This window comes from Erwinia sp. V71 (genome assembly GCF_965644245.1).
GTDB lineage: Bacteria > Pseudomonadota > Gammaproteobacteria > Enterobacterales > Enterobacteriaceae > Erwinia.
In genome coordinates this window covers 1-26,493 of sequence record NZ_CBFFRK010000059.1, presented here as the reverse complement: position 1 = coordinate 26,493, position 26,493 = coordinate 1, and the positions used below count along the sequence as shown (strand labels likewise).

Here is a 26,493-nt window from a genome sequence, read left to right as displayed (position 1 = left end):
TTTTTTGCGGGAGGAATAGCTGGCAAGAGCGGGCATCGTGAAAAGTCTATGTCAAAGAAAGGGTTATGTTCTCATAACTGACGATTAAATCGCACCTTCCCTAATCACCATGGCACCGACTTTTATCACCGCTACCGTGAAGATATCCGCCTGTTAGGCGAAATGGGCATGAAATGTTTCCGTTTCTCCATCGCCTGGTCACGTATTTTCCCGCAGGGAATTGAACAGCAACCGAATGCCGAAGGCCTGCGCTTTTACGACAATGTGCTCGATGAGCTGGAAAAATACGGTATCGAGCCGCTGGTTACCCTGTCGCATTATGAAATGCCGTACGAGCTGAGCAAAATTTATGGCGGCTGGGATAATCGTGAACTGATTGGCCATTTCACCCGTTATGCCGATGCGGTGATGAGCCATTTCCGCGGCAGAGTGCGGCGCTGGCTGACCTTTAACGAGATCAATATCCTGACGCTACCGTTCGGTGCTTTCCTTGGCGGTGGCATGATTTTCCCTGAGGGTGAAGATAACCCGCAGCGCCGCTACCAGGCGATGCATCACCAGCTGGTGGCCAGTGCGCTGACCGTGCGCAGAGGTCATGAAATTGATGCTGACAACCAGATTGGCTGCATGCTGGCGTATCTGACCTCTTATCCACGCACCTGTGCGCCACGCGATATCGAGCTGCAGCAGCAGTGGAATGAGAAGCACAACAGCATCGCCGGTGATGTGCATGTGCGCGGTCACTATCCGGCGTGGGCGCAGCGCTTCTTCCGTGAAAATGATATCAGCCTGCAACAGCAGCCGGAAGATGCGGAGATCCTGCGTCAGGGCACGGTCGATTTCTATACTTTCAGCTACTACAACTCGGTGTGTGTCGGCGAGAAAGATGAGCACACGGTCGCCAGCGGTAATGGTCATATTGATGCGCTGGATAACCCGTATCTCAAAGCGAGCGAATGGGGCTGGCAGATTGACCCGAAAGGCCTGCGCACGGTACTGAATGTGCTGACGCAGCGTTATCCGACCACGCCGCTGATGATAGTGGAAAATGGTCTCGGTGCGATCGATAAGGTGGAAGCGGATGGCAGCATCCACGACGATTATCGTATCAGCTATCTGCGTGACCACATTGCGCAGGTGGGTGAGGCGCTGGCTGATGGCGTGAATGTCATTGGTTATACGCCGTGGTCAGCGGTGGATATCGTCAGCGCGGGCACCGGTGAATACCGTAAGCGTTATGGCTTTGTCTATGTTAATCGCCATGATGACGGTACGGGCGACTTCGCACGCAGCCTGAAAGATTCCTACTACTGGTATCGCGACGTGATTCAGTCGAACCGTGAAAAACTGGATTAAGCAGTGAACAACGCGGTGGGGGATTCCCCACCGCGTTTTAGCTTAGGCCAGATCGAAACGATCGAGGTTCATTACTTTGTGCCAGGCGGCAACAAAGTCCTGCACAAAGCGCGCTTTACCATCACCACTGGCATACACTTCCGCCAGCGCACGCAGTACCGCATTGGAACCGAACACCAGGTCGGTACGGGTGCCGGTATATTTCACTTCCCCGGTCACGCGGTCACGTCCTTCAAACAGCTCAGCGCTGCTGTCGGTCGCTTTCCACTCGGTACGCATATCCAGCAGATTGACAAAGAAGTCATTGCTCAGTACGCCCGGCTGCGCAGTGAAGACGCCGTGCTGACTGCCATCGAAGTTGGCTCCCAGTACGCGCAGGCCACCGATCAGCACGGTTAATTCTGGCGCAGTCAGCGTCAGTTGCTGTGCTTTATCAATCAGGCGTGATTCCGTGGTGTCGCCGCCATGTGAACGCAGATAGTTACGGAAACCATCGGCAATCGGTTCCAGTGGCGCAAACGCCTCGACATCCGTATGTGCCTGCGTGGCATCGACACGGCCCGGGGTAAACGGCACGCTGACTGATACACCAGCCGCCGCCGCCGCCTGCTCAATACCGACCACACCCGCCAGCACAAGGGTATCCGCCAGTGACACTTTGCCAGATGCCTGCTGAATCGCCTGCAACTGCGGCAGGACACGGCTGGCAATCGCATTGACCGGCCAGTCTTTCTGTGGCGCCAGCGCAAGACGCGCGCCATTGGCGCCGCCACGTTTGTCGCCACCGCGGAATGTCGAAGCGGAAGCCCACGCAACAGAAACCAGTTCACTGACCGGTAAACCGGACTGCGCAATTTTGGCTTTCACATCCGCAATATCTGCCGGTGTCGGCTGAAGGACTGCGGCGGGCAGCGGGTCCTGCCAGCTCAGAACTTCTTTCGGCACTTCCGGGCCAAGGTAACGGGCAACCGGCCCCATATCACGGTGCGTCAGCTTAAACCAGGCGCGGGCAAAGGCTTCGTTGAACGCCTGCGGGTCATTAAGGAAGCGGCGCGAGATTTTCTCGAATTCCGGATCAAAACGCAGCGTCAGGTCGGTCACCAGCATGGTCGGCTTACGTTTTTTCGCCGGATCAAACGGGTCAGGAATAATGTCGTCGGCATCTTTCGCGACATACTGACGTGCGCCTGCCGGGCTGGTGGTCATCTCCCACTCGTATTTGAACAGGTTCTCGAAAAAGTAGTTACTCCACTGTGTGGGCGTCTGCGTCCAGACCACTTCCAGGCCAGAGGTGATGGCATCTGCGCCACTGCCGCTGCCGTGGGTGCTGGTCCAGCCGAACCCTTGTGCTTCCAGTGGTGCGCCTTCTGGCTCAACGCCGACATGGCTGGCTTCGCCGGCACCATGGGTTTTGCCCAGCGTATGACCACCGGCGATCAGCGCGACAGTTTCTTCGTCATTCATCCCCATGTTGCCGAAGGTTGCGCGGATAGCGGGTGCCGCTAAGGCCGGATTGCCCGCCGGATCGGTGCCTTCCGGGTTAACATAAATCAGGCCCATCTCTGTAGCGGAGAGCGGATCTTTCGCCAGGTTTTCCGGATGACGGTGTGCCAGCCACTCTTTCTCTTCACCCCAGTTGACGTCCATATCTGGCTCCCAGACGTCTTCACGCCCGGCACCAAAACCGAAGGTGCGGAAACCGGCGTTTTCCAGCGCCACGTTACCCGCCAGAATATACAGGTCGGCCCAGGAGATCTTCTGACCATACTTTTGCTTGACCGGCCACAGCAGACGGCGTGCTTTGTCGAGGCTGACGTTATCCGGCCACGAGTTCAGCGGGGCGAAACGCTGCTGACCGCGCCCGGAACCGCCGCGACCATCAAAGCTGCGGTAGGTGCCCGCACTGTGCCAGGCCATACGAATAAATAACCCGGCGTAGCTGCCCCAGTCAGCAGGCCACCACGACTGCGAATCCGTCAGCAGTGCCTTGAGGTCGGCTTTTAACTGCGGATAGTCCAGTTTTTTAAATTCTTCGCGGTAGTTAAAGTCGTCTCGCAGCGGGTTGGAACGGCTGGAGTGCTGGTTCAGCAGGTCGACGCGCAGCGCTTTCGGCCACCAGTCGCGGTTGCTAGTGCCGCCACCGGCCAGCTGCTGGCGCGGTTCTGCGGCGTGATGAAAGGGACATTTTCCGGCGGATGAAGTATCGTTTGACTCGCTCATTTCAGTGCTCCGTGGCTGTTAGAATACCCTTACTGTATCTGTCAGTTATGATAGGAGATAATTGAATAAATCGACTGATTTGATAGTTGTTTTCTTGTCTATGTCACAACAATCAGAGGGATATCTCACCGGAGGCCACGCTGAAAACCACGCTGCGCCAGCGCAGATGCCTTTAATGAACCGTACGGTTTTGTTAAGCTGCCAGCAGTTAACGCAGGGAGGTTGTGTGAGAACGCTTACCGACGAAAAAAGAAATGCCATTATTGCCGCTGCTTCCGCCGTTTTTCAGGAGTTTGGTTACGAACGTGCCTCGATGAATGAGGTAGCGCGCCGCGCGGGCGGCTCGAAAGCAACGTTGTATAACTATTTTGACTCTAAAGAAGCGCTTTTTCAGACGGTGGTGCGTACCTACAGCACGCATTTTCTCACCGGGGCGGCAGAGGAGCTGGTGACTCCTGAGAGCGAGTCGCTGACGCTGGAGCAAAAGCTGACGCGTTTTGGCGAGCGTTTGCTGGGCGTGCTGGCGCGCGACAGTCAGGCGCTGGCGTTGTATCGCGTGGTGGTCGGTGAAGCCGGTCACTCCGATATTGGCAAGCTGTTCCAGGAAGCGGGCACACAGGAAAGTATGGAAGCGCTGGCGGGGCTGATGCGTCAGCATATCGACAGCGGCGAGCTGCGTGACGGCGATGCGATGTTAAGGGCGAAGCAGTTTTCCGCCTTGTTGCGGGCGGAAGTGGACAGCCTGCTGGTACAGCGTGAAACGCCACGCTATTCAGAACAGAATATTCGCACCATGGTGGCAAGCGCCGTCGACCTGTTCCAGGGCGGCGCTCGCCGGGCAGGGTAGCTGGTTACTGCATCAGCTCCAGCAGCTGGTCTGCGCCCTTATCGATACCGACTTCCGCCGCACTGAGCGAACCAATGGTGGCGGAAATATTCATGGCATTCGGGTACTGCTGGGCGACATACGCCAGCAGCAGCTGGCCGGAAACGGCGTCATGCACCTCCACGGCGTAATTCACTGAGCCGCTCATCATGCCGCGCCCGCCGCGGATCGACTGCACAATATTGTAAGGACCACCGGCCAGGTCAAATTTGGTCACGGTGCCGACCACCTGTGGCGTGGTATCAGCGCCGGTCAGCGTCAGTTTCAGGCGCAGGGTGCCGGGTTGTACTGCGCTGTCGGCACGGGCAGGTGAGGTGGTAATAAAGCGGCTGTGCAGCACGTCATAGAATTTTTGCTGCATGTAATCCGCCAGCTTTTTTCTGTCCGCCGGGTCCATATCATCGAACTGACTGTCGCCGCCCTGGTACAACATCACCGGGTCAATCAGCAGCCGGTCATATTTCTTCCAGTCCACAGGAGTGGCATATTTATACGGGATACGGTCTTTATCCCCGGCGGTATTGGGACTGAGCTGTGCCGATGACGCCAGCCCGCTGTAGCGCACCGGGTCGTTACTGGCGCAGCCGGTTACGGTTATCACCGCTGCCAGCGTCGCCGCCTGAATCACTCTGTTTGCGATGCGATGTTTCACGTCCTGCTCCTTAATGCATTGTCGATGGTGTTGGCGAGATATACCGGCCAGTGTCTGTGATTTTAAAACTAAACCGAACTGTACGGTTTAGTTTTGATCTGCACGCAGGGTCCTGTCAAGCGATGGTTGATGCACCGCGGCAAAGAGGAGGGGAAAGGAGACGGACTGCCCGCGCAGAGAGACGCGGGCAGCGATCAGAGAGTGATGGCGGGAAACGCCGTTTTACTGCGCTGACAGGGTATAAAAATAGACGCCGCTGTAAGGAATCGGCAGAAAATCACGGAACAACTGCTGCAGCGTCTGCTGCGGATCAACATCGGCAAACAGCTGCGGATAGAGCGTTTTGGCAAAAAACTCGGTGGCTGCAACGTGCCACGGACTCATATAGAAATTATGCCACACTGCGGCGGCATGGCCGTTGTGCAGGGCCTGCAGTTCTTTCAGGCCATTCTGGTTCGCCGTCAGCTGGATCATGCTGCGCTGTGTCTCGGCCGCTGTCGCCGCCGGGCCAAGTATCACGGTGTCTGGCTGGCTACTGCTGCCCATTCCGGTGGCAAAGTAGAATTCTGGCTGAGCAGCGATCACCGTTTCTTCGCTCAGGCGGCCGAATACACCGTGCACGCTGCGGCTGGCGATATTGTCTGCACCGGCAAACGCCAGCAGTTCACCGATACTGCCATTGACGGCGGTGACACAGCACTCATTACGACGGCCAAGATGCAGTTGTAACAGGGCGCTGGGTTTCGCTCCCTGCCAGCTGGCCAACCGTTCGCGGATACGCTGCATATGCGTATCGTAGAAACGGTTAAACGCCGCCGCGCGGTCGGGCTGACTGAGCACTTCACCGAGAAGAGTGACGCTGCGGCGGGTGTTTTTCAGCAGGTTAACGCGCAGGTCGATTCTGACCACCGGGATCTGCGCCGCATTGAGCATAGAGACAAGATGGCGATCGGCATCGCTGTAGCGCGCCAGACTGGGCAGGATCACCACATCCGGGCGCAGGGCAATCACCTGTTCCGGATTGATATCATTGGCACCTTCCAGCCCCAGTACCGGGATAGTCAGCATCTGCGGGAACTGACGGGCGAAAATATCCCAGCTCTGCGCATCGTACTTTTTCAGATCCAGCGGCCAGCCGGCAATACGGCGGAAGGGGGCGCCCGGTTCCAGCATCGCCAGCGTATACAGCATACGGCTTTCGCCCAGCACAATCCGTTGTGGATTGTCAGGGATGGTGACCTGCTGACCGTCGATATCGGTGATAGTGCGTGCCATCACCGGCGCACCGACCAACAGCAGAACGGCCATCAGCAGTGAACGCAGCAGGGCTGGCGCACCACGCGCGCCAGCCAAAGGGTTAACATCAGAATTCAACACTGGCCTGTACCATAACGTTACGGGTGGCGCCTTCACGAACCCGCAGGTTGCCGCCACTGGAGGTGTAATAGTGCTTGTTAAACATATTATTCAGGTTAAGGCGCAGCTGGGTTTTCTCACCGAACAGGCGATTGTTCCAGGCAATAAAGCTGTCCGCCACCACATAGTCGGGCAGGGTGAAGCTGTTTTCCGGATCGCCTGCGCGTGTACCGATATAACGTGCGCCACCGCCAATACGGAAGTCACCCGGAATCCCGCTGACGCTGAGATTGTGGCTCAGGTACAGTGCGCCGGAGTGCTTCGGTGCATTCTGCAGCCGGTTGCCGTTGTTGGCGCTGTTTTCACCATCGTTAACAATCTCGGCTTTGTCATAGCTGTAACTGGCGCTGAGATCCCAGTCCGGCAGGATCTCGCCGTTCAGCTCGAACTCTGCTCCGCTGGAGCGCGCTTTATCAATTTCGCGCGTGTCGCCATTGATGCTGAGCGACATATCTTTCTCATCAATACGATACAGCGCGACGCTGGCAAACAGTTTCGGTGAAATCTGCCATTTACTGCCCACTTCCCAGGTGGTGCCCTGTTCCGGCTTGCCGACGTTGCCGTCATCATCCACGTCGGTTGACGGGGTGAACGATTTGCTGACGCTGCTGTACAGCGACACGTCCGGCGTCAGTTTATAGATTAACCCGGCCTGCGGCAGGAATTTATTGCCTTCATCGTTCAGCGTTTCCACCACCGGGTCGAAACCTTTCGACGAGCGCTGCTCATAGTGCTGGTAACGCCCGCCGAGCACGGCGATCCAGTCTGGCGTCAGTGAAATGCTGTCTTTGGCATACACCGAACGGCTGTGAACCCGGCTCAGCAGATTAGCGTTCGCGGTTCTTTCCGTGGTGCTGTTCACGGTGGGTGACAGAATATCGTACTGCGGGTCGTACAGATTAAAGCTGCTGTTGGCCTTGCCCTGATACTGGTGCGCACGGTAGGTCTGGTTCATCTCATAATCGGTGCCCAGCACGATGCTGTGCGCCATACCGAAGATATCCTGGTTGCCGATCAGATCCCAGGAGACATATTTGGTCTTATGGTTGAAGCCGCGGTTCGCATCGGCCCGGCGGGTGACGGCGCCAGTCGTGGCATTCACGGCGGTGACACGCACTTCATTATTATTGTACTGGCGCTGGTTCATCCCCAGCGTGACGCGGGTGCTCCAGTCGTCGCTGAACTGCCAGTCGTAATGCGCGTTCAGCGTTTTGTTATGGCCCCAGGCACGGTTAGCGGTATCGTCCAGACGATTTTTATAGCCGACATCAACTGGCTTGCCATTAATAAAGGCAGTACCACGGTCGTAAGGAATGTCATAGCGGTAATCTTCATAGCTTACCAGGAAGCTGGCCTGTTCGCCGTACCACTGCAGTGATGGTGCGATCAGCGTGTGCTCATCTTTGCCAAAGTTACGCCAGTAATCCTGATCCTGCTTTTCGGCAATCAGACGGAAAGCAAAGCCGTTACCCAGCGGTCCGGTGACATCGACACTGCCCGCGCCGCCGCCTTCGCTGGCGTAACGGCCGCTGACTTTGGTGTGCCATTCATACTGCGGTTTTTTGCTGACGACATTAATAATGCCGCCCGGGTTCTGGATACCATACAGCAGTGAGGAGGAGCCTTTCAGCACTTCAACCCGTTCCGTGGTCGCGCTCAGGTTCAGTCCCTGGCTGCTGCGAATGCCGTCGCGATAAATGGAGCCATCCGAGTTAGCACCAAAGCCACGACGCACAAAGCCATCTTCAGTTCCGGCGAGGGTATTGGCTTCTGACACGCCGCTGACAAAACGCAGCGCCTCAGCCAGACTGGTGACCTGATAATCATCCAGCTGCTTCTGCGTCACGACGCTGACCGACTGGGCTTCATTCAGCTTTGCGGTTGGCGTTTTGCTGGCAACCGAGGTGCTGGCAACGCTGTAATCCTGTTCGCTGCTGTCCTGCGCGGTGACGGTCATGGTGTTCGTGTCATCAGCAGCAAAACTGTTCCCTGCAGACATAAACGTGGCGCTGCAAATCGCGGCCAGAAGCGTCTTCTGGTGCTTTTTGCTGAATTGCGTAAGCATATTATTGTTCATTTATCTGAGCTGACCATTGGTGTTATTTGAATGACGAATTCAGTCCCTGCCGCTAAATAAAGCAGTAAAAAGCAGGTAAATTTCAGTACCCTGTATGAAAGTGAGAATCATTCAAACATGGCGATATGTAGTAGTAAATGCAAATTTACGGTGTTTTACTACATCGTCAGGGCAGGCTGATTGTGCAGAGGTAACGCCGCGAGCTGTCATTTATTTTTCTGAATTTAAACAACTTTATTTATATCCCTTCATTTTTAATGGTTGGGTTTTCCTGATGTCAGATGACCCGTCTCTCACAATCCCTGCACTTGACGACTACATGCGAAGGCGGCAGGATTATGCGCTAAGAGAATGATACGTATTACTATTTGGTCAATAACCGGACGTCACATGGCAACCAGAAAACCAGTAAAAAATCGCGTGGATATTTTTGGCGAACGCTTTCGCGCGCGAGCGCATACGCTGTCGCCGGGATTACAGGCGGTGGCGCATTATCTTAATGACCACCGGGAAAAGGTACTGGAAAGCACGGCGCTGGACATTGCCGCTGCCACCCAGACTTCTGACGCCACCGTGGTGCGGGCGATTCAGGCATTAGGGTTCGCTGGCCTGCGCGATCTGAAAAAGACGCTGGAAGCATGGTTTGGCCCGGCGATGACCTCAGAAGAGAAAATGATCACCACGGTGAAAGAGCTGACCTGCGACATCGATTCCGGCATCGATTTTGTGCTGGAAGGGCATAAGCGCACCTGCGATATGTTGTCTGAGGCACCAAACCGTGCGGCGATCACTCAGGCGGTATCGCTGCTGTTAGATGCGCGTCAGGTGGCGATCTTTGGCATTAATGCGTCTGGTGTGCTGGCCGACTATAGCGCGCGTCTGTTTAATCGTATTGGCCTGCCTGCGGTGGCGCTGAATCGCACCGGGCTATCACTGGCGGAGCAGTTGCTCGAATTACAGCGCGGCGATGTGCTGATTATGATGGCGCAGAAATCCGCGCACCGTGAAGGCACCACCACACTGCGTGAGGCGAAACGGCTGGGGATGCCGGTGATCCTGCTGACTAACGCCACCGATTCCTTTTTTGCCACCGAAGCCGATGTGGTGGTGAATGTGCCGCGTGGCGGGGAAAATGGCCGCATTCCGCTGCATGGTACGGTGCTGGTGTGTCTGGAGATGATTATTCTGTCGGTCGCGTCCGCCACGGCGCAGCGCACGGTGAAGACGATGAAGCGCGTGCAGGATTTTTATCGCGGCCTGAAACCGTCCGGGAAAAAATAGTCCGTGCACGCGTTGATCATCAGCGTATTACCACTTCATTTCGCCGGTATTCACTTTGGCGCTCAGCTCCAGTGAGCTTTCATCCGCCAGGCCGGGCCAGGCTTTTTTCATGGCGTCGATCACCGTGCCAGAGGTGCGATTTTTCTGCAGCGCCTGCTCAAAACTCTGCAGATAATCACGGGTAAAGGTCACCGCCTGATCACCTGCCGGGCGTTCGCCAAGGTAGTGCCCCGGGATCACGGTCTGCGCCTTCAGGCTGTGCACCTCGTCCAGTACCCGGACCCAGTTCTGGCGACTCTCCGGGGTTTGCGTATCAGCGGTCCAGACGTGGATGCCGGAAGAAACCGCCGTGCCGCCAAGAATCGCTTTGCTGGACGGAATCCAGATATACGCGACGTAGCTGTCGGCGTGGCGCAGTTCCAGCGTTTCGCCATCCACACTGAAACGGGTGGTGGTGCTTTCCTGTGGCACGATGACTTGCTGCGGCGCACCTTCTTTCATCTGTGGTCCCCAGTATTGCAGCTTGGCCTCTTTGGTGGCGCGAATATGCGCCACCACTTTAGGTGATGCGACCACTTTCACCTGCGGCCAGGCATTGATAATCGGCTGCAGGCCGAAATAGAAGTCAGGATCACCAGAGGTGATAATGATCTCTTTCAGCGTTTTACCGCTCGCCTTAATCTTTTTTACCAGTTGCTCACCGTCTTTCACGCTGAACTGTGCATCAACCAGGATCGCCTCTTTCGGGCCGGAGACTAAGGTCGAAGAGACCGGGAAAATGCCGTCGTGCTGCGGATTATACACCTCCAGCTGCAGCGGGACGGCCAGAGCCGAAGCGCTGGCGAGTGATAATAGCGCGGTCAGTGAAATAACTTTCATCATAACGTTCCTTAATGTTCAGTCTGTTCAAGGTGGGGGGTGACAGTGGCGAAAAATTGTTCGGGCTGGCCGTAGAACTGCCCGGCGGGCAGCAACGTAGTGACACCCTGGCGATCTGCCAGCACTGCGGTTGGGAAACCCTGGCCGCGCACCTGCGCCATCAGCATCCGGCCATGCTGGATGGCGGCAATCGTCTCATCGGCACGGACCTGCGTCAGCGAGATGGCCTGGCCGCAACTCTGCCGGATAATCTCATCAACCACGCTGGCGCGGGTGATATCGCGTCCGTCGCGATACCAGGCGCTTTGCACGGCATTTAAGTAGTCTGTCTCTGCGCCAGCTTGTGCAAAGCGTTGTACCGCCAGCAGTCCCTGAGACGCGGGCAGGGAGTCGAGTAACAGATCCTCTGTCGCCAGCAGTGAGTGACGATAAGCATCGCCAAACGGCATACCAGTCAGTTTCGCAATACGATCATCATGCTCATGGACATGCTGCAGCCAGCTGGCATCAATCCGGCGGCGCTGGGCGCCAATAAACAGCCCTCCAGGCAACAGATATTGTGCCTGCGGGAAACGCTGCGCAATGCGGTTAATCAGCGGAAGTGCGCCGTAACTCCAGCCACACAGGGGATCGATAATCCAGTAAATGCCGGTTTGAAAAAACATCGGGTGTTGCTCTGTCAGGGAATAATGCTCACTATTCTACGGCGTTTCCCAGCGCTGAGAATTCCTGAAATAATGAATGCTCAGTTTCGTAAATCGATCAGATGGAGAGAATATGGACCGGGTGATGGCATCAGTGGTGTTTAACCGGATCTGTGAACTGGGCAGCCTGAGCGCTGCGGCCCGTTCACTGGCGATTTCACGTCCAATGGTCAGCCGCTATCTGGACGAAATGGAGAAATGGGCAGGTGCGCGTCTGATTCACCGTTCTTCACGCCGTCTGACGATTACGCCCGCTGGCGAGAAGATTTTGCAAAAAACACGTCAGCTGGCACAGCTGTCCGACGATATTGAAGGACAATCCACGCGCACCACACCTTCCGGTACACTGCGCATCGCCTGTGCGCATTTTACCGCCAGCTATATTCTCGGGCCGGTATTGCCATCTTTTCTGGCACGCTATCCGGCCTTGCGAATAGAGGTGGAAATCAATAACCAGCCGGTAAGCCTGGTGGGAGAACGCATCGATCTGGCGATTCGCATTACCAACGACCCGGAACCCGGCGCCATCGCTTTTCGTCTTGGCGAGTGCCGTTCCGTCCTGTGTGCGTCACCCGATTATCTGGCGACACACGGCGTACCGCAGACGCTGGCGGATCTTACCAGCCATAATTGCCTCCACTACAGCCGTTTTGCCAGCCAGAACTGGTCTTTCTACACTCGCGACAACGATGTCGTGACCGTGGCGGTAAACGGCAACTTTAGCGCTGGGATATCTTCTCTGCTGTGTGATATGGCGATGGCGGGCGCGGGTCTGGCGATGGTTCCGGAAAGTGAGGCGCGCGCCGGGATCGACAGTGGCCGTCTTCTCAGGGTGTTGCCGCAGTATGAGCCTCAGCGGCTGGGGATTTACGGGCTGTATATGTCACGCGAGCATCAGCATTCGGCGCTGCGTTTGTTACTGGACGCTGTACAGATGCATCTGGCAGGCATTTAATGGCGTAATCGGGCCAGTCCAGCGTACTGGCAAAAACGGCTGATTCACGTTGGCTGGCGATTGCAGTAGCATTAACCTTTTTGGTGTTCTGCTCACCTTACTGGAGTGTAATCCATGCTGATGAACAATCATAAACCCGGTCCGGCGCTGTTCTCATCACTGCTGATGCTGACCTCTGTCGCGGCTGTTGCTCAGGCGCAGCAGGAAAGTGCCGGGCTGGATGCATTGCCGCAGCAGACGGCGCTGGTCGGCACCTGGACCGCGGTGCCGGATGCGCCGCGGGTGGACATTCCTGAGCATCCGGCTCGTGGCCTGTATCACCTGCGGCAGCACGGCAACGGCGTTGCCGAGGTACTGGGCTATCTGGCGATGAGCAGTCCATCGTGGATCGTCACCAGCCCGGACGGTAAGTTTGCCTGGGTCACTAACGAAGAGGATAGCGGGCGGGTCACCAGCCTTGCGCGTGATGAGTCGGGTCGTATCACGGTGATCAATTCTGTCAGCAGCGAGGGGGCACAACCGACACACGCGGTACTGACGCCGGATGCGAAGTTTTTACTGGTTGCTAACTATTCGGTGGAAAAGGGCGGCGCGGGCGTTGCGGTCTTGCCCGTCAGTCCGCAGGGGGCGCTGAACGCAGCCACACAGCATATTCGTTATGACGCAGGTTCGGGGGCGGTCAGAGAGCGCCAGCAAAGCGCGCATGCGCACTCGGTGAACGTGACGCCAGACGGCAGATACCTTTACGTCGCCGATCTCGGCAACGACCTGCTGCATGCTTACCGCTACCATGCTGATCGCGCCCAGCCACTGGAGGCGGTCACCGCTTTTGATGTGAAAATGGCCCCAGGCAGCGGGCCGCGCCATATGGTGTTCACGCCGGACGGCAAATATGCCTATGTGACAGCGGAGATGAGCGGTGAAGTAGTGATCTTTACCGTCAGCGACGGTCGTCTGAGCGAAACGGGCAAAGTCCGTTTAACGGACGACAGCGATCCGGCTTTTAACAGTGCTGCAGGGATTATCCTCAGCCCGGACAACCGGTTCCTGATCACGGCTAACCGCGGCGAGGATAACCATTTGCTGGTGTATCGCATCAGTCAGGATGGTTCGCTGGAACTGGCCGGGCGTTATGCCAGTGGGGGAAGTGAACCGCGCGCGTTCTGCTTTGATCCTTCAGGCCGTTATTTGCTGGTGACGAATGTCTTTAGCAACAATGTGGTGGTGTTCGGCTACGATGCACCGTCAGGTGCTCTGCTGGCGACCGAAAACCATGCCACGATCCCGACCCCGACGGATGTGAAATTTTTTAACTGACCACGTGCGTTGTCTGGGGATGCTAAGTCAAACGGACAGCGCAATTTCCTGCCTAGCGCAATTTCTTGCGCTGTTTCTGGTTTAAGTCACTGCTCTGGCAAGGTTACGCAGCACAAAGTGCAGTATGCACGCAGTTTTCTGCGAGCAGCCCGCGACCACAATCAAAAGTAAAGATAAGTTTCCTTTAAAATCATAAGGATATCATTCTGGCACGCCCCTTGCTCCTGACCATGGCGAAATACACACACATGTTCAACTGCAAGGAGCATTACCATGCCAACTCCATGTTATATCAGCATCGAAGGTAAAACCCAGGGCAACATCACCGCCGGTGCCTTCACTTCCGATTCCGTCGGCAATATCTACGTGCAGGGCCACGAAGACGAAATGCTGGTACAGGAATTCAAACACGTGGTGACCGTGCCGACTGACCCGCAGTCCGGTCAGCCGTCCGGCCAGCGTGTGCACAAGCCGTTCAAATTCACTGTCGCCCTGAACAAAGCCGTGCCGCTGATGTACAACGCCCTCGCGTCCGGCGAGATGCTGCCGACCGTGACCCTGAAGTGGTATCGCACCTCTGTGGAAGGCAAGCAGGAGCACTTCTTCTCCACCACCCTGACCGACGCCACCATCGTGGACATCGACTGCCAGATGCCGCACTGCCAGGACCCGGCGAAGTCTGACTTCACCCAGCTGATCGAAGTATCACTGGCGTACCGCAAAATCGACTGGGAGCACAGCGTGGCCGGGACTTCCGGTTCTGACGACTGGCGTGCGCCGATCGAATCGTAATCCCTGTACTTCAGGCCGTACGTTTCCCTCCCCCATGCAATGGGGGAGGGTCAGGAGGGGGAGCAAAAGACTGAGATACCCGGTCGTTTATTCCCCCGTCCCGGCCGTCAGCGCCTGATTTTCCAGATGTGTTTTGCCGGAGCAGACCGGTTTTTTACGTTTCTGCCCTGAGCGGTGGCACAGGCCAGCGCTGAGTGCAGAGTTAACAGACAGCGGGAAGCGCGCACGGTGAGTCACCGGGCGTGCGGTAGCCGTGGGGCGGGAGAGAGGAGAAGCAGGGTGGCAACGCTGACAGGATTACAGTTCACCGTGAAGATAGGCGCGCTGGCGGAAAGCACCTTCTCGGTGGTGGATTTTGAGCTGGACGAGGGGCTGAACCGGCCGTTTGTGCTGGCGCTGAACCTGGCGAGCGCGCAGCCGGGGATTGATTTCGCGGCGGTGCTGGACCAGCCGTGTGAGCTGATGGTGTGGTATGAGGGCACGCTGCAGCGGCGGGTGAGCGGGATTGTCAGCCGTTTTGCGCAGGGCGACACCGGCTTTCGCCGCACGCGTTACCAGGCGGAGGTGCGACCGTCGCTGTGGCGGCTGGGTCTGCGGCGCAACGCGCGTATCTTCCAGGCGCAGGACCCGCAGACCATCATCAGCACGCTGCTGCAGGAAGGGGGCATCACGGACTACGCCTTTGCGCTGCGCCACGCGCACGCGGAGCGTGAATACTGCGTGCAGTACCGCGAGAGGGACCTTGAGTTTATCAGCCGCCTGGCGGCGGAAGAGGGGATGTTCTTCTTCCACGAGTATGAAGCCGGCACGCACCGGGTGGTGTTCGCGGATGACGCGGGTGCGCTGGGCCAGGGGGAGCCGCTGTTCTTTAACATGGCGAACCAGGGGCTGTCGCAGGGGGCGTTTGTCCGCCGCTTCCGCTATGCCGAGACGGTGAGCACGGCGGAGGTGGAGCTGAAGGACTACAGCTTTAAAACCCCGGCCTACGCGCTGTCGCACAGGAAGGTGAGCGGTGAGCTGGCGCACCAGCGCGAGCAGTACGAGCACTACGACTACCCGGGGCGCTTCAAGCTGGACGCGAGCGGTCAGGCGTTCACCGGCTTCCGCCTTGACGCGCTGCGGGCAGAGGCGGTGACCGGCGGCGGCGCGTCAAACTGCGCGGATTTACGCCCGGGGCAGAGCTTTGCGCTGACGGAGCACCCGAACGCGGCGCTGAACACCGGCTGGCAGGTGACGGCGGTGATTCACACCGGGAAACAGCCGCAGGCGCTGGAAGAAGAGGGCGGCGGTGAACCGACCACGCTGAGTAACGAATTTGCGGTGATAAAGGCGGTGACGACGTGGCGTGCGCCGCTGCCGCACAAGCCGATGGTGGACGGCCCGCAGATTGCGACGGTGACGGGCCCGGCGGGCGAGGAGATTTACTGCGACAAATATGGCCGGGTGAAGCTGCAGTTCCCGTGGGACCGTTACGGTGCGAGCGACGACCAGAGTTCGTGCTGGGTGCGTGTCAGCCAGGGCTGGGCGGGCGGTCAGTACGGGATGATCGCCATTCCGCGCATCGGTCATGAAGTGGTGGTGAGCTTCCTCGAAGGCGATCCGGACCAGCCGCTGGTCACCGGGCGTACGTATCATGCCACTAATCCGACGCCGTATGTGCTGCCGGAACATAAAACCCGTACCACCCTGCGTACCGACACTCATAAAGGCAGTGGTTTTAACGAACTGCGCTTTGAAGATGAAGCGACGCGCGAACAGATTTACACCCATGCGCAGAAAGATATGGATACGGTGATTAACAATATCCATCGCCAGAGCGTGGGACGCGATGAGCACCTCAGCGTGGCGCAGGATCGTTTCCAGCGTATTGACCGTCACCACCATCGCACCGTCGGTCAGGACGATTTCGAGCAAATCGGTCAGGACCATCATCAGGCCATTGGTCGCCATTTTATCCAGAGCATTGCTCAGTCATTTAAACGCTTTATCGGCGGTGGTGAAGTGACGCGCATTGATGGCAGCCGCCAGACCACCCTGAGTGGCTCGGAAGAAGCGCTGATTGGCGCCAGCCAGCGGGTGGTGGTGAACACTGACAGCTACCTGAAAGCGACCGATATCGTGCTGGAAGCCGGTCAGTCACTGACGATTAAAGGGCCGGGTGGCTTTATTAAGATCGATAGCGCGGGCATCACCATTCTTGGCAGCGTAGTGAAAATCAATGATGGTGGCGCAGCAGGGGCAGGAACCGCACCGGTGTCGATTGAACCGGAAACACCAACCAAACCGACCCTGCCGGAAGCGCCAGACCGGCGCTAAGGAGAAACGATGCCAGGTGCTGCACGTTTAGCGGACAGCTGTGCCGGACACGGCTGTTTTCCTGCCACGCCGATTATTGCGGGCAGTGGCGATGTGATAATTAATGGCAAACCTGCGGCGCGCAAAGGTGACGCGGTGTTGCTGCATGCCTGCCCGTGTCCGAATATGCCGCACGGTGTGCATAGCCGGGCGATCTCTGCCGGGTCTGGCAGCGTGATTATCAACGGCAAGCTGGCGGCGCGGATCGGCGATGCCATCGGCTGTGGCGGTTCCGTGGCGGCGGGCAGTGGCGATGTGATTATTGGTGATTCACCGTTGCAGTCGCCGGTGAAAGAGTGTGGTGCCGCCTCGGCGAAAAGCCGTGCCCCGCTGCTGGCGCTGACACCGATGCTGCTGCCTGCGCTGATGGAATGGGCGCAGACCGCTGAGTTGCCGATGCTGGATGAGGCGCTGAGTGTACTGCAGCGTAAAGACCGCTACCTGGCACGCGCGAAGCTGGCGCAGGAAGCGACATCATTGCCTGGTCTGAAAGACGCGGCAACCCGGCTGGCATTTAATAACGACAGCATCTTACGTGCCGAAGCGGCACAGTATGTCTACGCGGTGGATGAGGTGGCGCGTGGTGCACGGGATGTGCTGCCGAAAGCACCGGTGGGGCTGGAGATCCTGACTGCACAACAAATACCTGAACTGGCAAATGTGACCTTTACGGATGCCGAATCCGGCTTTGGTTCAGCGTTATTCAAGTCCGCAGTCAATGATGAGACGATGCTCACTTTCAGAGGGACGAACAACAGTGTCACCGGAAAAGAAGACTGGTTAGCCAATCAGGGCCAGGGCATGGGAATTGAAATGGAGCAGTATAAACGGGCAATGGATACTGCCAGAGTGGTGAAAAATATCGTATCTGACACACCTCTTGTGGCGGTTGGCCATTCTTTAGGGGGTGGGCTGGCTTCGGCAGCGGTAAGCGTGACAAAACTACCAGGATATACTTTCAATTCCGCGGGGTTACATAGCAAAACGGTGGCGAGAGCCGACGGTGCCAGTCTGGCTGAAACCTCGACACTGATTAACACTCAGGCAGTAGATGGCGAGATTCTGACGCTGGTACAGGGCTGGGGAAAAGCGGCGGTTCCGGGTTTATTATCGGGGGCAGGTGCACTGATCGGCGGTCCGACAGGGGCGGCTATTGGCGCAGTGGCTGGCGCAGGTGCCTTACTGAGTGGCGGCTTACCTAAAGCTGTCGGACAGATGATGCCACTACCGGCAGTCGGTGGCTCACCTCTTGCACGGCACGGTATGGATCAGGTTATTGCAGGTATTGAAAGTCAAAAGAAAGAAGATATCGGGAAGATAACGAGTGTACTTAAGGGGGCTGATGCAGTGGCTGACAAAGTTTAAATGGATGGTGGTACTGTTTAGTGGAATGTTAAGCGCCTGTCAGGCTGGAGGACACAAAATGCAAATCGGAGAGCTGTTTGACCCACCGATGGTTACATTATTGCAAGCCATCCGCCAGGGAGACGAGGCACAGGCACGCCGCTTAATGGCCGAAGGCGTGGATTTAAATACTCAGGGTAAACAGGGTATCACGCCGTTGCTATGGCTGATTTACCAGACGCAGGATAAAGCTGCAACGCGGCTGGCATTAACGCTGGGCGCTAATCCGAATTATAAAGACGGTTCGGGCGATACTGCCGTCAACCGGGTTGCAGGTGTCAAAGATCCAGAGTGGCTGAGCATAATTCTGGCCGCAGGTGGCGATCCCAATTCCATTGGCCGTCAGGCAGAACCCGCGTTATTTAATGCTATCAGAGAAGAACGCTGGGCGAATACAGAAATGCTGGTTGAACGCGGTGCGGATGTTAATTTACCGGATGGGCTGAGCAGGAACAGTGCGCTGTATGCTGCTTATCTTAATCAGTATGACTTCACGTGGTGGCTGATTGAACAGGGTGCCAGCGTGAAAGGTTATGACCGTTCTGGTGCTGATCTGTCGTGGATGGTGCATGACAGCCTGTCGATTATGTCGCCGGAGTCACCTCGTTATAAAACATTATTAAAAGTGAAACACACACTGGAGCAACAGGGTGTGACATTCCCGCCGCCATCGCCGAAAGAGATTCGCGCCCTCAGAGCGAAAGGTGAAAAGATTTAACTCATGCACATAGTGATCGCGTTACTGCTCAGCGGATTACTGTCTGCCTGTCAGGCGGGAGGGAAGAACATGCAGGCTAGCGAACTCTTTACGCCACCTATGGCTGAACTCCTGCAGACGCTGCGTCAGGGGAATGAAAGTGAAGCCCGTCGTTTATTAGCCAGCGGGCTCGATTTAAATATCCGTGGCAAAGAGGGCGTTCCGCCATTGCTGTGGCTGATTTATGAAACTCAGGACAAAAACGCCGTACAGCTGGCGCTAAAACTGGGTGCCGATCCGAATTTTAAGGACGGCTCAGGAGACAGCGCAGTGAACTGGGTGTCAGGCGGTAAAGACCCTGACTGGCTGCGCATCATTCTTGATGCGGGCGGTGACCCGGACAGTGTGGATCGCAATGGTCAGCCAGCGCTGTTTAGTGCAATTGGTGAAGCGCGCTGGGCTGATATTGAGTTGCTGGTACAACGCGGTGCAGATCTCAATAAAAAAGACAAACTACAGCGTAATAGTGCGCTGTATGCAGCCTATATCAATCAATATCAGATCGTACTCTGGCTGATTGAGCAGGGGGCCAGTGTCACGGGATATGACAGTGTTGGCGCGGATCTCGCCTGGGTGGTACATGACAGCCTCGCTATCATGTCAGCGAATTCTCCACGTTATCCCTCGTTGCTGAAGGTGAAACAGCAGCTTGAACAGCGTGGCAGAACATTCCCGCCGCTGTCGCCACGCGAAGTGCAGGCGCGTCGCGCGCAGGGCGAAAAGCTTTAACGCTGTTTTTGCCTGCCCGACCGTTCTCTGCACACTGGCAGAGAACGGTGAAAATAACAGAATTTACCCTCTCTCGCCGCACCCGTAACGTTTCTGACTGCTGCCCGCCACCCGGCCGGGCGCTGAATGACCCACTATCGACCCAACACTATGACGACAACCGGACTTTCCCTGTTTGCGGTAAGCCAGCATTTCGCGTTGCCGCTTTACGCGCTGGTCGACCCGCTGCTTTATCCGGCGCTGCCTGCGTTCTGGCGCGCCTTTCAGCCGCGAGCCGACCATTTATGGCAGACGCTGCATTTTACCGGTGCGGCCGCTGACTGGCAGCCTGTCGCGCCGATGCTGGTGCAAATTGACGAAGGAGGCCCGGGTGAAACCCTGCTGCACTGGCTGCAAGACACCCAGGAAGCACGGCATAGCGGCATCGTACTGCTGCACAGCGCATTGCCGTTAGCGGATATCTGTCACTACTGGCAACAGCGTATTCACTGCCGCTACCCGGACGATACCGCGGCAATCTGGCGCAGCTGGTCGGCAGCCGTATTGAGGCGCTGGTGGCCGACGATGAATGCTGAACAGCAGCAGGCTTTCGCTGCCGGCATCAATGCCCTCTGGCTGCCGCTGGCGAATGGTGACAGTGCCGACGGTCTGTATCAGCCGCTATGGGCCAGCGACACTTGCGCAGACAGTCAGCCGGATTACCGCATCATTCTCAGTCGTTACCAGTTTTATCTGCTGGCGGATGAAAATCGCCTGCACCGGCTGGCGAATCAGCTGTGGCTGCATGCCAGCCAGTTCTACCGTGAAGAACTCGATATTGAGTGGCTGAAAAGCCGCTTTCTCAGTGGCATCGCCGCTGCGCAACAGCGTTATCCCTATGCCTCTGCCGACGAGTGTGAAGGCTGGTCAGCACATCGCTGGCTGCTGGGCAGTGAGTTTTATCTGCATCCGCAATTTATGCACTTAACACAACGTTATCCGCTCGGTGAAAGCCTGCGGATTTTCAAATCCAATCCCGCCAGGTGGCAGATGTCCGCCTGAATTATCACCGTCCCGGCTGGATGCGCGGCGAATTAGCCGATTTTACGGAGAACACAGCGTGACCCTGTCTCAAACCTTTCAGCAACTGAAACCTGAAACGGAAGCTGACTGGCAAAGCAAGCTGGCGGAAGGTGGCTGCTTTGTGATTGCCGAGGCGGCGATTAACGATGCCGTGCCCTGGCTGGCGGAGCGCTGGGGCGGCAGCCTTGAGCAGACACGCCTGTACTGGGGCGAAAGCGGACGCATCCACGCGTCGATCTCACCGTACTGCATTCCGGTGAACCCGACCAACTGGCCGCAACTGCGCGAACATCTGCTGATTCAGGAGGGCTGGGGCATCGGCATTCAGCTGGAGTGGTTTATGCGCACGCTGTCACCGCTCGATCAGCTGCTGGAGCTGGTGAAACATCTGCGCCAGTGGAGCCTGGTCGAAACACAGGACGGGGAGAACGCCATTTTGCGCGTCAGCGACTGGCAGGTGATCACACCGCTGCTGGCGGCCAGCACGGTGAATGAAGCCACCTCATTTTATGGCCCGGTCGCCACCTTCTGGCAGCTGGGTTGTCAGGGGAATGCCGACAGCCTGACGCTGACCCGGCGCGAATATGTCGCGCAGCCGATGGTGATGCCGCGTCAGCTCAGTGAGCTGCAGTGGCAGGCGATTCTGGCACCGTCCGATAAACGCGTGCTGGTGCGCTACAGCGAGCATCTGCGTCAGTACCACGCGCGCTGGCGCGATGCCGACGACACGGTACTGACGGAATTTATCGTCCAACAGCGCACCCAGGCGCAGCTCCATGGCTTTAACAATGACCGCGATATTGTGCGTTATCTGGCGCTGGCGACCGAACTGGAACCGGCGTTTATTGCCAGCGACTGGGCGCAGCCCATATTGCAGCAGGTCGAGTATATCGGCAGTGAAAGCCGTATGGATCGGCTGTACCGCAAGGCGATTGAACAACTGGATATGGCATAACGAGAAAAGGAAGCCGTTTTAATGAGTGAGAATAAACAGGCGGTGCTGTCTGTCAGCGATGACGCGGCCGCGAAAAACTTCAGCACCGACAACACGCTTTCCGGTGGTTGTGTGAAATGTGGCTGCGAGGTGCTGGTCCATTATCACTACGATTCAGGTAAACCTGTACCGAATGCCCCGTTTGTTCTGACTGACAGCAATAACAAAGAGATCCACGGTAAAACCGATGCCAACGGCCTGTGCTTAATCTACGACATGGGCTGCAGTAACTACGAGCTGTTGATCGAAGAAGGCTCTGATGAATTCAGCCCAAAGGAGACGGTGGCGAACAACCCGGTGCTGCAGGCGAATCCAGACTATGCAGTGCTGGCCGGGGAATATTTCACGCTGTTTCTGTTACTGCGTAAGCTGGGGTTACTGGAGTATGACGCTGACGACAGCAGCGATAACTATGTTGATATCGATAACAGCGGTTTCCTGGGCGGGATGTTTAACTCGGTGCCGGATGAATACCGCAAAGCCTGGGATCGTTTTCACTAGCTGGACCGCAAGATCAATCGCGGCAGCGTCGAACTGAAGCGGGCAATCAATAAAATCCACCACAGCCTGGCGGCGGAAGTGGCGGATAAGGCTGATGATGATAACAGCGCTGTGCTGCTGTTCTGCGAAATTGCACTGGGTTTTATTCCGGTGGTGGGGCAGGCGATGGATGTCTACTCCATCGGTGAATGGGGCTGGAATACCTATGAACAACCGGCGCTGCTTGATGACAACCTGCATATTGCTGATGGCGCGCTCTGTGCCATCGGTCTGATTCCAGGGCTGGGCGATGCGCTGAAAGTGTCCGGGCGCGCGATCATCAAAGTGCTGGGCAAGAGTGGCGTGGCCGATTCCGCTGCGCTGAAACGCGCGATCAAAATTATCCGTAACCTCTCTGACGGTAACCTGGTCAAAGGGCTGGCAAACATGCGCAGCCAGCTGAAAAAGTACGGCGAGGACGGGAAACAGCTGCTGCTGAAGATCCATTCGGCACTGATTAAAGTGCTGCAGGAGTCGGCACAGAAAGGCAACTGGATTGTCTCGGTGATGAAGGACAGCTTCAACGCGATGGTGGAGGCGATTGGTAAGCTGATCAAAAAATATGATGAAGCACTGGCCTTTATCAGCAGCAAGTTTGATGAGTTTATCGCCAAAGTGGTCACCCGGGTGACCGGCACCGCCAAACCGAAAGGCAGCTACGCGCGCAAAAATGCCAAAGGAGAATCAGAGGCAACGGATTCGCATAATGCGGGGCGTGCGCATGATGATGTGGATGGCGACAATGCGGCGAAGAAAAAGCAAGCTGCAGAAAAGGATGGGGAGTGTAACGGGACAACTGATGGCTGCCAGACCAAAGGTGAACCCGTCGATATGGCCACTGGTGCGGTGGTTGACTGGCGTACCGATTTCACCCTCTCCGGTTTGTTGCCGCTGTCATTTAAACGCTATTACCGTTCGGCAGGAGAGCGTATTCCGGGGCTGCTGGGTCGGTTGTGGCGTACCAACTGGGATATGCAGCTTACCCTTGATCACGGCATCGTCACCCTGACTGATGGTGAGTTTAACCGCGCTGTCTTCGCCTTACCGGCAGAAGGTCAGATGGAACGTGCCGCCTCTAACCCGCAGTGGCGACTGACGCGTCAGCAGGGCCAGCTGCTTCTCATCAATCTCGACGGTACGCGCTACAGCTTCGACCATGCGCTGGGTAAACAGCTGTGTCTGACGGCAATCGAAAACCGTTCAGGACAGCGCATTCACTTCCTGTGGGAACGCAGTGCACTGCGCTGGCTCGAACTGCCGGATGGTCGTCTGGTGCATGTTGAAACGGCCCATCAGCGTATTACCGCGTTGACGCTATGCGATGCGGCGCGCCAGCCGCTTAAAACCCTTGCCAGCTACCGTTACGATCAACAGGGGTATCTGCTGAGTGTTCGTGCCGGTGAAGGTCGTAACTTTGATTATCAGTGGTCGCCGGAAGGCTGGCTGCTGCGCTGGAACGATCTGTCGCAGACCTGGGTTGAACATACCTATGATAAGCAGGGGCGCTCGATCAAAGACCAGGCGGCGGGCGGTTACTGGGATGGCCGTTTTGTCTGGGACGATGAGAATCTGACCGGACATTACTACAGCGGTTTTGGCGGCGTCACCAGCTTTGTGCGTGATACCCGCAACAACATTCTCTGCCGACGTGAGCCCGATGGCGGTGAAAATCATTTCGAATGGGTTGATAACCAGCTGGTGGCGCAGACCGATGCGCTGGGTAATCGCACCGAATTCACCCGCAATGACTGGGGCCAGATCACCAGCGTTACCCTGCCCAATGGCGCCGTCCATCGCTATGAATACGATGAAGATGGGCAGCTGCTGGCCTACAGCAACCCGCTCGGCAGCAGCTGGACGTATCAGCGTAATGCGCTCGGTCAGCTGGAAGCCACCGTCGATGCCGAAGGGCGTGCCTGGCAATATCACTGGAATGCGCAGGGGCAGCTGGCATCGGCCGTTGCGCCAGACGGTATGGCGCAACACTACCACTACAATGCACGCGGTCTGCTGCAGCGGCTGGAGCCGGATAATGCGCCAGCGGTCACCTTCTGGCATGACAGCAGCGACCGCCTGATCGAGCGCCATATCGCGCACGAAGAGGGGGTGCTGATCCGTCGCTGGGAGTATCAGGGCGGGCGCGAAGCACCTGCTAAAGTGATCTACGAAGACGGCACCGAAACCCGCTTTAGCTACGATATTGAAGGCAACCTGACCGGTGTAACCGATGCCCTCGGCCAGAATCACCTGTTCCGCTATGGCGCATTCGACAACCTGACCGAAGCCACTGACCCGCTGGGCGCGGTGATACGCTACCACTATAACGCCGAATCTGAATTCGCGGGCGTCACCAACAGCCATAACCAGACATGGCAGTACCGCTTTGACAACAGCGGCCGTCTGAGCGAAGAGCAGCACTATGATGGCCGGGTGTATCGCTACGCCTACGATCTGGCCGGACAGCTGGCGCAGCGCACCGCGCCTGATGGCAGCGTGCTAGCTTACCACTATGATGCCGTGGGTCAGCTGAGTGAAATCCGCGCCAGCCGCAGTGACGGAACCCGTGAAGGGGTCACCACCTTCAGCTACGACCTCGCCGGACGTCTGTTGCAGGCGGCGGGGCCGGATGCCACGGTGGAGTACGAGTGGAGTCCTGCGGGATCGCTGCTGGAAGAGAAGGTGAATGGTCGCGCGATACGTTCAGGTTACGACCAGGCCGGACGACGCGCGGCGGTGGACGGTATGCTCAATACGCTGGGGCTGGCGTGGCATAACGGACGGCTGAGCGCACTCAGTATTGGTTCGCACCAGCCACTTTCTTTCAGCCACAACAGCATGGGACAGGAGCAGCAGCGCAGCAATGGTCAGGGCTTTGCGCTGTGCCATGAGTGGAGCGCGACCGGCCTGCTGTCACGGCAGTGGCTGGAGCCGGGCGGCGGTGAAGTCAATGACGTGCTGGAACGTCGCTACCAGTATGATGCGCTGGACAGACTGACGGCGATTGACGACAGCCACTGGGGCGAGCAGGCGTTTCGTCTGAATGGTACCGGGCAGATCACCGCCGAGCGGCGCAGCGAAGGGCGGCGTCGCCAGGCAAGACTGTTTGGCTATGACAGTGAACAGAACCTGTGTGAAGTGTCGCAGCTGGCGCCAAAAGGTTCGCAGGAAAGCACACAGTCGCAGGCTGCACATTATGATGTGGCAGGACGCGTTATCCGTCGTGGCGAGGGGGAATACAGTTACGATGCCTGTGGCCGGCTGATTACAAAACGTCTGAATCGTGCCGGTTTCCGCCCGCAGGAAACCGAATATCAGTGGGATGCCCATGATCGGCTGGTGCGTATCACGCTGCCGGACGGCGCGCGCTAGCGCTATCGCTATGATGCCTTTGGTCGCCGGGTCAGTAAGGCACGCGAAGGGCGTGTTGATTCCGCGCAGGCGCTGATGCGGGTGGAGTATCACTGGGACGGCGATCAGCTGGTCGGCCAGCAGCAGTGGCTGGCGGATGGCAATGCGGCACGGGCAGTGCAGTGGGTGTATGAACCCGGCAGTTTCCGCCCGCTGGCGCAGCTGGAACAGCAGAATGGTGCGACGCGACTGCACTATATCGTCACCGACCTGACCGGCACCGCACGTGAGCTGTGCAGTGAAGAGGGTGATGTCCACTGGCGCGGCGAACAGGCGCTGTGGGGCGCATACCGCGAGGCGAAAACCCCGATGGCGCTGCGCCGCTGGCTGGGCGATGCCGCTAATGATGAAGTGAGCTGCGACCTGCGCTACCCCGGTCAGTTGTATGACGCGGAGAGTGGGTTATACTACAACCGCCATCGTTATTATGACCCGGAGATAGGGCAGTATATCTCGCCGGACCCGATAGGGCTGCGTGGAGGGCTGAGGCCGCAGGGGTATGTGCATAATCCGGTGGATTGGGTGGATCCGCTGGGGCTGACCCCGAAAGAAGGAAAAACTAAGGGGGCAGGGACAATACATGAATTAGATCCCAAAGAGATCCGATTTAGTCAGAGCTCGGTAAATGATGCAGGGCGGATTCAAGTTCGAAGTGCAACGCTAAGCCGCCTGTCTTAACTCTGCAAAGACCACTGAAGGCTGCCGGAAC

17 protein-coding genes and 2 pseudogenes are annotated in these 26,493 nt (G+C 57.2%); 13 read left to right on the top strand and 6 right to left on the bottom strand.

Translation table 11 applies throughout. From position 1 onward, the window contains the following. Positions 1 to 123: 123 nt before the first annotated feature. Positions 124 to 1,356, top strand: a pseudogene (locus ACSZO1_RS13365) (glycoside hydrolase family 1 protein); the annotation flags it as partial. A gap of 42 nt (positions 1,357 to 1,398) precedes the next feature. Here ACSZO1_RS13365 and katG read toward each other — a convergent pair. Further along, entirely contained in the window at positions 1,399 to 3,576 is a 2,178-nt protein-coding gene (gene katG / locus ACSZO1_RS13360; protein ID WP_437613299.1) for a catalase/peroxidase HPI, read from the bottom strand. A gap of 226 nt (positions 3,577 to 3,802) precedes the next feature. Between katG and ACSZO1_RS13355 the strand changes: the two genes are divergently transcribed. Further along, complete coding sequence (locus ACSZO1_RS13355) at positions 3,803 to 4,423, top strand: TetR/AcrR family transcriptional regulator (RefSeq protein ID WP_437613297.1); 621 nt, start codon at positions 3,803 to 3,805, stop codon at positions 4,421 to 4,423. Between the two features lie 4 nt (positions 4,424 to 4,427). Here ACSZO1_RS13355 and ACSZO1_RS13350 read toward each other — a convergent pair whose 3' ends face one another. From ACSZO1_RS13350 to ACSZO1_RS13340, 3 genes are all read right to left on the bottom strand, one after another. Then, positions 4,428 to 5,114 (bottom strand): DUF3313 domain-containing protein, encoded by a 687-nt coding sequence (locus tag ACSZO1_RS13350; RefSeq protein WP_437613295.1) that lies wholly within the window; start codon positions 5,112 to 5,114, stop codon positions 4,428 to 4,430. Positions 5,115 to 5,336: 222 nt separating this feature from the next. Next, the gene (locus ACSZO1_RS13345; RefSeq protein WP_437613303.1) at positions 5,337 to 6,422 is read right to left on the bottom strand and encodes an ABC transporter substrate-binding protein; all 1,086 of its coding nucleotides are present in this window, start codon (positions 6,420 to 6,422) and stop codon (positions 5,337 to 5,339) included. 55 nt (positions 6,423 to 6,477) lie between these two features. Continuing rightward, positions 6,478 to 8,607, bottom strand: coding sequence for a TonB-dependent siderophore receptor (locus tag ACSZO1_RS13340; RefSeq protein ID WP_437613293.1), 2,130 nt, complete (start codon positions 8,605 to 8,607; stop codon positions 6,478 to 6,480). Positions 8,608 to 8,997: 390 nt separating this feature from the next. Between ACSZO1_RS13340 and ACSZO1_RS13335 the strand changes: the two genes are divergently transcribed. Continuing rightward, positions 8,998 to 9,888: a MurR/RpiR family transcriptional regulator gene (locus ACSZO1_RS13335; protein WP_437613291.1), complete on the top strand. Its 891-nt coding sequence runs from the start codon at positions 8,998 to 9,000 to the stop codon at positions 9,886 to 9,888. A 27-nt stretch (positions 9,889 to 9,915) separates the two neighbouring features. Here ACSZO1_RS13335 and ACSZO1_RS13330 read toward each other — a convergent pair whose 3' ends face one another. Both ACSZO1_RS13330 and ACSZO1_RS13325 read right to left on the bottom strand, forming a co-directional pair. After that, the gene (locus tag ACSZO1_RS13330; RefSeq protein ID WP_437613301.1) at positions 9,916 to 10,767 is read right to left on the bottom strand and encodes a Vmh family MBL fold metallo-hydrolase; all 852 of its coding nucleotides are present in this window, start codon (positions 10,765 to 10,767) and stop codon (positions 9,916 to 9,918) included. An 11-nt stretch (positions 10,768 to 10,778) separates the two neighbouring features. Further along, positions 10,779 to 11,432: a DsbA family protein gene (locus ACSZO1_RS13325; RefSeq protein WP_437613289.1), complete on the bottom strand. Its 654-nt coding sequence runs from the start codon at positions 11,430 to 11,432 to the stop codon at positions 10,779 to 10,781. 112 nt (positions 11,433 to 11,544) lie between these two features. Between ACSZO1_RS13325 and ACSZO1_RS13320 the strand changes: the two genes are divergently transcribed. The 10 genes and pseudogenes from ACSZO1_RS13320 to ACSZO1_RS13275 all read left to right on the top strand — a co-directional run. After that, the gene (locus tag ACSZO1_RS13320; RefSeq protein ID WP_437613287.1) at positions 11,545 to 12,426 is read left to right on the top strand and encodes a LysR family transcriptional regulator; all 882 of its coding nucleotides are present in this window, start codon (positions 11,545 to 11,547) and stop codon (positions 12,424 to 12,426) included. A gap of 114 nt (positions 12,427 to 12,540) precedes the next feature. Beyond that, positions 12,541 to 13,743 carry a lactonase family protein gene (locus ACSZO1_RS13315; RefSeq protein WP_437613286.1) on the top strand — a complete coding sequence of 401 codons (1,203 nt, stop codon included), beginning with the start codon at positions 12,541 to 12,543 and terminating at the stop codon, positions 13,741 to 13,743. A gap of 273 nt (positions 13,744 to 14,016) precedes the next feature. After that, positions 14,017 to 14,535: an Hcp family type VI secretion system effector gene (locus ACSZO1_RS13310; RefSeq protein ID WP_437613284.1), complete on the top strand. Its 519-nt coding sequence runs from the start codon at positions 14,017 to 14,019 to the stop codon at positions 14,533 to 14,535. A gap of 279 nt (positions 14,536 to 14,814) precedes the next feature. Continuing rightward, positions 14,815 to 16,851, top strand: coding sequence for a type VI secretion system tip protein TssI/VgrG (tssI, locus tag ACSZO1_RS13305; RefSeq protein ID WP_437613282.1), 2,037 nt, complete (start codon positions 14,815 to 14,817; stop codon positions 16,849 to 16,851). A 9-nt stretch (positions 16,852 to 16,860) separates the two neighbouring features. Beyond that, positions 16,861 to 18,255, top strand: coding sequence for a PAAR domain-containing protein (locus ACSZO1_RS13300; RefSeq protein ID WP_437613280.1), 1,395 nt, complete (start codon positions 16,861 to 16,863; stop codon positions 18,253 to 18,255). Then, the gene (locus ACSZO1_RS13295; protein WP_437613278.1) at positions 18,233 to 19,012 is read left to right on the top strand and encodes an ankyrin repeat domain-containing protein; all 780 of its coding nucleotides are present in this window, start codon (positions 18,233 to 18,235) and stop codon (positions 19,010 to 19,012) included. The genes ACSZO1_RS13300 and ACSZO1_RS13295 overlap by 23 nt, the downstream gene beginning before the upstream one ends. 3 nt (positions 19,013 to 19,015) lie before the next feature. Then, positions 19,016 to 19,780, top strand: a complete 765-nt coding sequence (locus ACSZO1_RS13290) for an ankyrin repeat domain-containing protein (RefSeq protein ID WP_437613276.1) — start codon at positions 19,016 to 19,018, stop codon at positions 19,778 to 19,780. A 126-nt stretch (positions 19,781 to 19,906) separates the two neighbouring features. After that, on the top strand, positions 19,907 to 20,821 hold the full coding sequence (locus ACSZO1_RS13285; RefSeq protein ID WP_437613274.1) for a DUF4123 domain-containing protein: 915 nt from the start codon (positions 19,907 to 19,909) through the stop codon (positions 20,819 to 20,821). Positions 20,822 to 20,879: 58 nt separating this feature from the next. Beyond that, positions 20,880 to 21,797 carry a DUF4123 domain-containing protein gene (locus ACSZO1_RS13280; RefSeq protein ID WP_437613273.1) on the top strand — a complete coding sequence of 306 codons (918 nt, stop codon included), beginning with the start codon at positions 20,880 to 20,882 and terminating at the stop codon, positions 21,795 to 21,797. A gap of 21 nt (positions 21,798 to 21,818) precedes the next feature. After that, a pseudogene (locus tag ACSZO1_RS13275) lies at positions 21,819 to 26,330 on the top strand (RHS repeat-associated core domain-containing protein); the annotation flags it as partial. Positions 26,331 to 26,493: the final 163 nt, after the last annotated feature.